Below are 9,067 nucleotides of genomic sequence, written 5' to 3'. Positions count from 1 at the left end.
ATATAATGCATAAAAAATAATAGTAGGTCACTCAATAAGCTCAGTTTGCTTAACTCGTCGTGTTTCTTCCAATAAAATTGAGTTTTTAACCTTGTAATTATAATTTTTGACATAATCTTTTGAGAAATAACCAGCATATAAAACATTCAAAATAAATAAAATAGATTCTTCAGTTGAAAAGTTACTGATTTTTTTACAAAGCTGTTATCTTGGGGGAATTGTAAAAAGAGGAATATAGTGATTTTGCCTTCGAAACAGGCATAAGACGGATGCGATGAAGCGGTGTTTGTAACGAGGGAAAATAAATAAGCATTTCTTGTTGAATTCGAACTGAATTGAACAGGAGATGCTTTTTTGTATGGAAACTATTGAAAATTATAAAATTGCTGCACATACAGACAGTGCGTGGTGACTTTCTATCTGATAGGTAAAACGTAGTTTGATTTTGAGGAGGATTTTTTGCTAACACTCTACTGTTTCTTAATGTACAGTACTCGCAATATATCAAATAAAGCGGCTAGAAAAAATAAACAAAAAACGAATAAATGAATGATGCCATAGCCATATAAAAAACAATAGCTAACAAGTAGTATTCCCCAGATAATTAAACGATATTTAATTTTTGACATTAGTTTGCCTCCTTGAATGATCTAATGTTATTTATGTTGTCAGTGATGTTACAGCGACTCTAAGTTTTGCTATTCAAAATACCAATGACAATATTTTATAGCTTCTACACTTAGTATACATTATTTAAATCTTGCCTGATATAAAAAGCCAGATAGCAACATTTATTACCTCAAATATTTGTTAAACTATAATTAGCAAAGGGGTTGTGTGAAATGATTAATGAGAAGGATAGCTTGAAATTAAATACACCCGCGCTCTTTTCTTGGGGGGCCATATTAAATTATTTGAATCGTGAACACAATGAAGTGATGTTTGAGGTGATTGATGACAAGGTAAGGCGCGCCTTTAGGGTTGGATCAGACACGTATTTGTGCGAGATTTCTTATAATGAAACAAAGCAGCTGATTGAAATAACCGTATTAAATGAACAAAGCTGGACAGAAAAGAGTATGAGTGAAATTGTTGCTTTTATAACAGATTGGTTCGATTTAAATACAGACTTAGAACCTTTTTATAGGCTAGCAGAGACAGATGCAATCTTAAAGAACTTAACTACTAAATTTGCCGGTCTTAGAATGGTGGGGATGCCGAATTTTTATGAAGCAATAACTTGGGGGATTTTTGGACAACAAATTAATCTTGGGTATACTTACACATTAAAACGACGTTTCACTGAAAAATACGGTGAGAGTCTTTTATTTGAGGGGAAAACTTACTGGATTTATCCAACAGCTGAAAAGATAGCGAGCGTATCAATAGCAGAACTGTTAGAATTGAAATTAACATTACGTAAAGCAGAGTATTTAATTGATATATCTCAGCAAATTGTTGCAGGAAAAATCTCAAAAGCTTACTATTCTAACTTTCAAAATAACGATGCGGCTGAAAAAGCGATGACAAAAATACGTGGTATCGGTCCTTGGACTGCTAATTATGTGTTGATGCGGTGCTTAAGGATGGGAGATGCGTTCCCCATGGCAGATATCGGTTTGTTAAATGGCATAAAAGTAATTGAAAACCTAGAAAGTAAGCCGGATGAGATTCATATGAAAATTTTGAAGGAACGATGGGGCCCCTGGTGTAGCTATGCGACCTTTTATATTTGGCGTTTACTTTATTAAAAAGGTGATCAAAATAAGTGATATAATCACTTGATATAAGCGGCGGTAAGGAGTGAGCTATGGACAAACAAAAAATTGATATTCGTTTATTATTCGAAACGCTTCTCAAAGAAATGGGCCCACAAGGGTGGTGGCCAGCAGAGAGTAAACCAGAAATTATCTTGGGTGCCATTCTGGTGCAAAATACCAATTGGTCCAATGTGGAAAAATCCTTGGAAAATTTGAAAGTAATCACCCAGTTTTCTTCGCATAAAATTAAAAGGTTATCTTTGGAAGAGTTGGAATTATTGATTCGTCCGAGTGGTTTCTATAAAAATAAGGCACAAACAATTAAAGCAGTCTTTGCTTGGTTCGAGCAATACAATTGGGATTATCAATTCATCAATCAGCAATATGGTGAAAAACTGAGGGAAGAGTTATTAACTATTAAGGGAATCGGGTTTGAAACGGCAGATGTGTTGTTGGTATATATCTTTGATCGACCTGTATTCATTGCTGATGCTTATGCAAGGCGTTTATTTGGTTGGTTACAGGATGACACCTTTGATACTTACGATAAGTTATATAAGGTTATCAAGTTACCAGAAGATTTCACCGATACTGAGGCACAAGAATTTCACGGCTTAATTGATGAGTTTGGAAAAAGATACCTCACTAATAAAACGAAAAAGGAGAAACCTTTTCTAAATAAAGCAGACTTTTTCTTTTAATACTAACCTTTAAAAGCTATTTGTAATTGGGCAATTAGCAATAGAGAGAATGTTGCGGGAGTATGAGCTACGTTGAATAATGATGACAAAATCCTTAAGCATGAGCTAATAGAGATAATGATAGTTAAAAATAATCTTTAGATGCACGAGGCTGAACAAATTGCCTCAAGGTTATTAACGCATGATGATAAATAGAGCGGTTATTGCGTGGTAGTTAAGCGTGTTAATTTAAAAGCATTAACGTTTTAAGTGGATTGTTATAGGTGTCTAATAACATGGGAATGTTTATCTCTCTATAGGGTAAGCATAGTAGCAAATAAAAACAGCAACGTTCAAGACAAATGATGTCCTGGCGTTGCTGTTTCTTTCTTATGACTGAGAAGCGGTTACTTTCTTATCAATAAAATAAGCGAGGAGGCGTGTATCCTCTGTTAATTCAGGATGAAACGCTGTTGCTAATAAGGTGGGTGTTTCAACCGCGACAATTTTTGTATCGATACGTGCGAGTACTTTAACAGCGTTACCTACTGAGGCATAGAAAGGTGCACGAATAAACACAGTTGGGAAACTAATCGTGCCTGTCTCTAATTCAACGGGCAAGTGGTATTCGAAACTATCGATTTGACGACCAAAACCGTTACGTACAACCTCTGCTTCAAGGAAGGCACCCTCATTCAGCTGGCTTAATAAAACCATACCGGCACAGGTACCGAAGACACCATGTCCTTCTTCGATAAAAGTAATCAGCGCTGGGATAAAATCAAAGGTTCCTAAGAGGATATGCATCGCTGTGCTTTCGCCTCCGGGTAGAATGAGACCGTCAATCGTTGCCAGTTGCGCGGGTAGGGTAATTGGCACTGCTTTATGACCCAAACCTTCTATTTGGGAAAGGTGCTCACTGACGGCACCTTGCAAGGCTAAAACACCAATTGTTTTCATATTAAATCCCTCTTTCCTGCATACGGTCTTCAGTTTGAAGTGACATCACGTCGATCCCTTTCATCGGTTCGCCGAGTCCTTTTGAAATTTCTGCTAACAAGGCATAGTCTGTGTAGTAAGTTGTTGCTTGAACAATCGCACGAGCAAATTTTTCAGGGTTTTCAGCTTTAAAGATACCAGAGCCAACAAACACACCGTCTGCGCCTAATGACATCATTAATGCAGCATCTGCAGGCGTTGCAACACCACCAGCAGCAAAGTTAACGACGGGTAATTTCCCTGTTTCATGAATTTCTTTCACCAACTCATAAGGTGCGGCGATATCGCGAGAGAATGCCATTAATTCATCTGTTTGTAACGCTTGAACTTGTGCAATTTCACGATTAATCTGACGCATATGACGAACGGCTTCAACAATATTACCAGTACCTGGCTCACCTTTAGTACGTAACATCGCGGCACCTTCACCAATACGGCGGAGTGCTTCACCTAAGTTACGACAGCCACAGACGAAGGGCACCGTGTATTCATTCTTGAGTAAGTGATGTTCTTCATCAGCAGGTGTTAACACTTCACTTTCATCGATGTAGTCAACGCCCATTGCTTCTAAAATACGTGCTTCGGCAATATGACCAATACGTGCTTTTGCCATAACGGGGATTGAGACAGCCGCCATGACTTCTTCGACGATATTAGGGTTTGCCATACGTGCAACACCACCTGCTGCTCTGATATCAGATGGCACACGTTCTAGAGCCATGACAGCAACTGCTCCTGCTCGTTCAGCAATAATTGCCTGTTCTGCATTGATAACGTCCATAATAACGCCACCTTTTTGCATTTGTGCCATTCCTCGTTTCACTCGTTCAGTACCTGTTTGTTGATTCATTTGTCATCCCTCCAAGTTGGTTGTGTGATTGCCTTAATCTACTTCTTATGATAGAGTAGGAATACTTTTAAACAACAACCAATTGGTAGGTAAATGACCCAACCAATTTTGAGAGGAGTCTATTTATGTGGCAATTACCAGAGATGAGTGCCTTACCGAAGTACCATCAAATTATTCATGTGATTGAAGAGAAGTTAGGGCGTGGAGAGTTACAACCAGGGGAAAGATTACCGACAGAACGCGCGCTGGCTGACTTGTTTCAAGTGAATCGCTCAACGGTGAAGCGGGCCTATGAAGAACTTGTTGCTAATGGGATAGTGATTGCCGAGCAGGGGAGAGGAACGTATATTAATCCTGACAAGTGGTTTCGTTATACAGGTAATCAGACAAATTGGCATAACTATATGAAACACAGTCGTTTTTCATTAAGTGTGCCATTTATGGATGCCCTGAAAGCCAAACAACGAGAAGCTGATCCGGAGTTGCTTGATTTTGCATCAGGCGATTTACCGGTATCACTGACGCCGGAAATAGAATTGCCGCATCTATCATGGCAGACGTTGCTAAGTGAAGAGGCCAATGATGCACCGAGTGGGTACGAACCATTACGCACCGTATTTGCGGAACAATTAAGTCAGCGGAGTAATCAAGCGTTAACAAGTGAACATGTGCTGATTACATCAGGCGCGCAACAAGCGTTGTTCCTGATTACACAAGGGCTCCTCAGTCCGGGCGATGCGATTGCCATTGAAGCGCCCTCGTATTCGTACTCATTGTCATTATTTCAATCTGCAGGGTTACGACTTTACCCCTTACCGATGACTGATAGTGAGGATTGGCGTGAACAACTAGAGACGCTATACGGGAAGCACCGTATTAAAATGGTATTTGTTAATCCGACTTATCAGAACCCGACTGGTAAAGTGATGTCACATGCTGCGCGTCAACGGTTGGTCGAAACGTGTGGCAAGTTACATATTCCCATCGTAGAAGATGATCCATTTGGTATGCTAACCCCATCATCCATTCAACCGCTTTATAGTTATGCGCCTGACAATGTGATTTACATCGGTTCACTTTCAAAAGTTGTTGGGGCAACTACACGGATTGGGTGGCTAACGGCTCCGCCTGAAGTCATCAAACGGTTGGCAGAGGCACGTAATGAAATGGAATTAGGCCTCAGTATTTTTCCACAAGTACTGGCATACAGCTTGTTAAAGTCAAATGGTTTTTCACAACATGTGGCTCATTTAATGCAACAAACTACTACATTACGTCAAACCTTTCAAAAACAGTTACGCTTAGTTTTTGATGAAGCCATTCAGTTCGAACCCATAACGGGTGGGTATCATCTCTGGGTAAGTCTACCTGACTATGTCACAACCCAGCGGGAATATGATCACTTATTAAAGCAAAATGTACTGTTGATGCCAGGGACGTTATTCGGCGATTCAGCAAAATATTTCAGGCTAAGTTTTATCCATTTTACAGAAGAGCGTTTGCTAGAAGCGGTTCTGTTATTAAAAAAACAACTTCAAGAGCTTAAATGAAAGCTTTCTGCTATAATGAGTTTTGTGACATCAGTGTTTGAAGGGGGAAAATACATGAATAGAGCATTACTTGTAATTGACTACACCAATGATTTTGTTGCAACCGAAGGATCGTTAACTTGTGGAGAAGCAGGACAAGCGATTGAAGAGACGTTGCTTAATCTATTAGAAACCTTTGCTATCAACCAAGATGAAATTGTGATGGCGGTTGATTACCATCAACTTAATGATCGTTATCATCCTGAAAATAAATTATTTCCACCGCATAATATTAACGGAACAGCTGGACGTGAGCTTTATGGTTCTGTTCAGAACTGGTACGATGCGCATCAGCGCGATAAAAATGTTTTTTGGCTCGATAAAACACGTTACAGTGCCTTCGCAGGAACGAATTTGGACATGCATCTTCGTGAGCGCAATATTACGGAAGTTCATCTCGTTGGTGTCTGTACGGATATCTGTGTCCTACATACAGCCATATCAGCTTATAACTTAGGCTATAAAATTGTGGTGCATGAAGCGGGTGTCGCGAGTTTTAATCAGGCGGGGCATCAGTGGGCATTATCTCATTTTAAAGCCAGCCTTGGGGCAGAGGTACGTTAAAAATAAAGAAACAAAAAAGACACTAACCTCAACTGTTATTTCAGTTTGTTAGCGTCTTTTTTTAGGCTCTAATTTTAGTATCTTCAAGTATTAATTCACATATTTCTTTAAAGGCCTGACGTGCTTCAGGAAAATAGTACATCATCCAGATATGGAGCATTTTGGGGTACTCACGATAATCAAATGGAATCTGACGTTCAGCTAATTGTTGTTGCAACTTTTTCGCATCCGGATTCGTTATATCATAGGTTCCTGTAAAAAGGCTTGCAGGCGCAATTTTTTCAAAATCTGCATAAAAAGGACTCACTAATGGGTGTGTCACCGGCAAATCACAACGGTACCAGTCGGCAATAACAGTGAGTGAAGGCAGCGCTAAAACAGGGTCATTTTTTTTCATGACTTCAATCTCTGGATTGCTGAAAGAAAGATCAAGCGCAGGGGAGAGTGCAATAATACGTCGAGGCTGCGAAAGACCTCTATCATTTAATAGATGAGCCAAAGCCAATGCAATCCCACCACCTGCAGAATCCCCCATTAAAACTAAATTGGGTGTGTAGAGCAGTCGGTAGAGCGGCACAGCCATTGAAAATACTTCATGATAGCTATTTTGTGGCGCCAATGGATAAATCGGGACTGAAACAATACTGCCAGTTGTGCGTACGAGTCGTGCTAAAAATTCCCAATGGAGAGGTGTGAGTGTATAAATATAGCCGCCTCCATGAAAGTAAAGAATCGGTGGTGCACTCGTGTTAATTTCTGACTCTTTTGGCGATAGACGATAATAAAGTTGATCGTCAAGATAATGCATCGTGATATTAATTTGTTTAGTAATGAGTTTGAGAGGTTGGTGACGGTCATTTTTTTGTTTATTGTGCACACGCTTTTCGAGTTTTTTACCTGTGAGTTGCCAATGTTGATTAAAATTCGACGCACGAAGCGTTCGATGAATCAGTTGACTGTGAATACTTTGCATAAAATCACCTACTTATAAAGATACTTTCAGTATATAGCTGAATGTTTTAGTTTGTACAGCTTAATGGCTTAATTGACTTCTAATTAAAACAAAAAAATAAAAAAGGCGAAAATGTGTCTAAATACTTGTAATAGTGAAGCGTTTTCATTATGATAAAGGAGTAGTAAGAGATTTATTAATCTTCAGATTGAATATTTCTTTTATTGCATCGAGTTATCCGTATTGTTTGGAATTAGTAATGTTCAGTGATTGAACTGAGCTAGTTTCCTCTTCGTTAGAGCAAGCCTCATAACTCAATACATTTTCAAGGAGGAGTTACACATGATTGAAGGAATTAAAGTATTCGCAGATGGAGCAGAATTAGATAAGATGGTCGCTTCTTACAAAGCAGGAGAAGTCAGTGGTTTTACGACAAATCCAAGTTTAATGAAAAAAGCCGGTATCACTGATTATAACGAATTTGCTAAAGCCGCTGTAACAGCTATTCCAGATATGCCACTCTCATTTGAAGTTTTTGCGGATGATTTTGAAACAATGGAAAAAGAAGCACGTAAAATCGCTACATTTGGCGATAATGTTTTTGTTAAAATTCCAATTACAAACACAAAAGGGGAGTCATCAATCCCACTTATTAAAAAATTATCTTCTGAAGGCGTGAGTTTAAACGTTACTGCGCTTTTAACATTAGAACAAGTACAGGACACTGTTGATGCATTAACTCCAGGCACTAATAACATCGTTTCAGTCTTCGCTGGACGTGTTGCTGATACTGGTGTTGATCCAACTGAATTAATGGTGAAATCACTTGAAATTTGTAAACAAAAACCGGGTGCTGAATTATTATGGGCAAGTACACGTGAATTAATCAACATTATCCAAGCAAAAGATATTGGTGTTGATATTATCACAGTTCCGCCTGCAATTATCGGCAAAATCAAAGATATCGGTAAAGATTTAAATCAAGTGTCACTTGATACTGTTATTGGTTTCAATAACGATATCAAAGCATTAGGTTATTCAATTCTTTAAGCGATTCAAATTACAGTATGCGGCCACTTTATGTGGCTGCTTTTTTTTAATGAAATTTTCTTTAATAGGCGTTGTTTGTCGGTTGTTTCTGAAATCACAAAAAAGCACTCAAACGATGCTGAGTGCTTTTTTTATAAGAAAACATCTTAAGTATAGCTATATAATTAGATTTAGACTGTGTAGTTAACAGCAATTAACAATGGCGTTAAAATCAAAATAAAGAAAATTATTATCCAAAATAAGATTTTTAAAAATAGTTTTAAATTGGCTGACATAAAAAAAACCTCCTGCGATCAATTCATTTAAGTTTAACATGACTGTGAAAAATATTTAAGTGAATACATGTCAATTATACATAAAAACAACAGAAATGTGACCGTTTAAAAATTGATTAGGTAATTGGGTGTACATTTGCTAAAAAAGATAGATAAATACACAATGTTTAGACATGAAAATAAAGCTATCATTTGTAGGAGCTTTATATAGCATCAAAAAATAAAAACCAGTACACTGATTAGATTATTTCTGTTTAGTGTACTAGTTTTTAATTAACAAATTAAAAGGGGACTGTGTCTTTAATAATTTGAATTGATTTTTTGTCTAACATGATAACACCTCACTAT

Annotated in this window: 8 protein-coding genes; 5 read left to right on the top strand and 3 right to left on the bottom strand. The window is 38.0% G+C overall.

The annotated features are described in order from the left end of the window. The first annotated feature begins 842 nt into the window (after positions 1-842). Together IKV95_RS00245 and IKV95_RS00240 are read left to right on the top strand one after the other, a co-directional pair. The gene (locus tag IKV95_RS00245) at positions 843-1,751 is read left to right on the top strand and encodes a DNA-3-methyladenine glycosylase 2 (protein WP_287451282.1); all 909 of its coding nucleotides are present in this window, start codon (positions 843-845) and stop codon (positions 1,749-1,751) included. A 59-nt stretch (positions 1,752-1,810) separates the two neighbouring features. Continuing rightward, positions 1,811-2,461 (top strand): endonuclease III domain-containing protein, encoded by a 651-nt coding sequence (locus IKV95_RS00240; protein WP_287451281.1) that lies wholly within the window; start codon positions 1,811-1,813, stop codon positions 2,459-2,461. A gap of 369 nt (positions 2,462-2,830) precedes the next feature. Here the strand turns inward: IKV95_RS00240 and pdxT are convergent, their stop codons facing one another. Then, a complete protein-coding gene (gene pdxT, locus IKV95_RS00235; RefSeq protein ID WP_029090956.1) occupies positions 2,831-3,400 on the bottom strand; it encodes a pyridoxal 5'-phosphate synthase glutaminase subunit PdxT in 570 nt (189 codons plus the stop codon). Position 3,401: 1 nt separating this feature from the next. Beyond that, positions 3,402-4,289 (bottom strand): pyridoxal 5'-phosphate synthase lyase subunit PdxS, encoded by an 888-nt coding sequence (pdxS, locus tag IKV95_RS00230; RefSeq protein WP_029090955.1) that lies wholly within the window; start codon positions 4,287-4,289, stop codon positions 3,402-3,404. A gap of 125 nt (positions 4,290-4,414) precedes the next feature. Here pdxS and IKV95_RS00225 point away from each other — a divergent pair, with 125 nt between their 5' ends. Both IKV95_RS00225 and IKV95_RS00220 read left to right on the top strand, forming a co-directional pair. Continuing rightward, entirely contained in the window at positions 4,415-5,839 is a 1,425-nt protein-coding gene (locus tag IKV95_RS00225; RefSeq protein WP_287451280.1) for an aminotransferase-like domain-containing protein, read from the top strand. A 54-nt stretch (positions 5,840-5,893) separates the two neighbouring features. Beyond that, entirely contained in the window at positions 5,894-6,442 is a 549-nt protein-coding gene (locus IKV95_RS00220) for a cysteine hydrolase family protein (RefSeq protein ID WP_029090953.1), read from the top strand. A gap of 61 nt (positions 6,443-6,503) precedes the next feature. On the opposite strand, the gene IKV95_RS00215 is transcribed toward IKV95_RS00220, so the two are convergent. Then, the gene (locus IKV95_RS00215; protein ID WP_287451279.1) at positions 6,504-7,415 is read right to left on the bottom strand and encodes an alpha/beta hydrolase; all 912 of its coding nucleotides are present in this window, start codon (positions 7,413-7,415) and stop codon (positions 6,504-6,506) included. 321 nt (positions 7,416-7,736) lie between these two features. Between IKV95_RS00215 and IKV95_RS00210 the strand changes: the two genes are divergently transcribed. Then, positions 7,737-8,444, top strand: coding sequence for a transaldolase (locus IKV95_RS00210; RefSeq protein WP_029090952.1), 708 nt, complete (start codon positions 7,737-7,739; stop codon positions 8,442-8,444). Positions 8,445-9,067: the final 623 nt, after the last annotated feature.

This window comes from Brochothrix sp. (assembly GCF_017549435.1).
Taxonomy (GTDB): domain Bacteria; phylum Bacillota; class Bacilli; order Lactobacillales; family Listeriaceae; genus Brochothrix; species Brochothrix thermosphacta.
Note: the sequence above shows the minus strand (reverse complement) of the source record. Positions and strands in the feature narration are given on the sequence as shown.

Excerpts from the sequence above, each read along its gene's own strand:
- IKV95_RS00210 (WP_029090952.1), top strand. The coding sequence starts at position 7,737 with ATGATTGAAGGAATTAAAGTATTCGCAGATGGAGCAGAATTAGATAAG.
- IKV95_RS00245 (WP_287451282.1), top strand. The coding sequence starts at position 843 with ATGATTAATGAGAAGGATAGCTTGAAATTAAATACACCCGCGCTCTTT.
- IKV95_RS00225 (WP_287451280.1), top strand. The coding sequence starts at position 4,415 with ATGTGGCAATTACCAGAGATGAGTGCCTTACCGAAGTACCATCAAATT.
- pdxS (WP_029090955.1), bottom strand. The coding sequence starts at position 4,289 with ATGAATCAACAAACAGGTACTGAACGAGTGAAACGAGGAATGGCACAA.
- IKV95_RS00215 (WP_287451279.1), bottom strand. The coding sequence starts at position 7,415 with ATGCAAAGTATTCACAGTCAACTGATTCATCGAACGCTTCGTGCGTCG.
- IKV95_RS00240 (WP_287451281.1), top strand. The coding sequence starts at position 1,811 with ATGGACAAACAAAAAATTGATATTCGTTTATTATTCGAAACGCTTCTC.
- IKV95_RS00220 (WP_029090953.1), top strand. The coding sequence starts at position 5,894 with ATGAATAGAGCATTACTTGTAATTGACTACACCAATGATTTTGTTGCA.
- pdxT (WP_029090956.1), bottom strand. The coding sequence starts at position 3,400 with ATGAAAACAATTGGTGTTTTAGCCTTGCAAGGTGCCGTCAGTGAGCAC.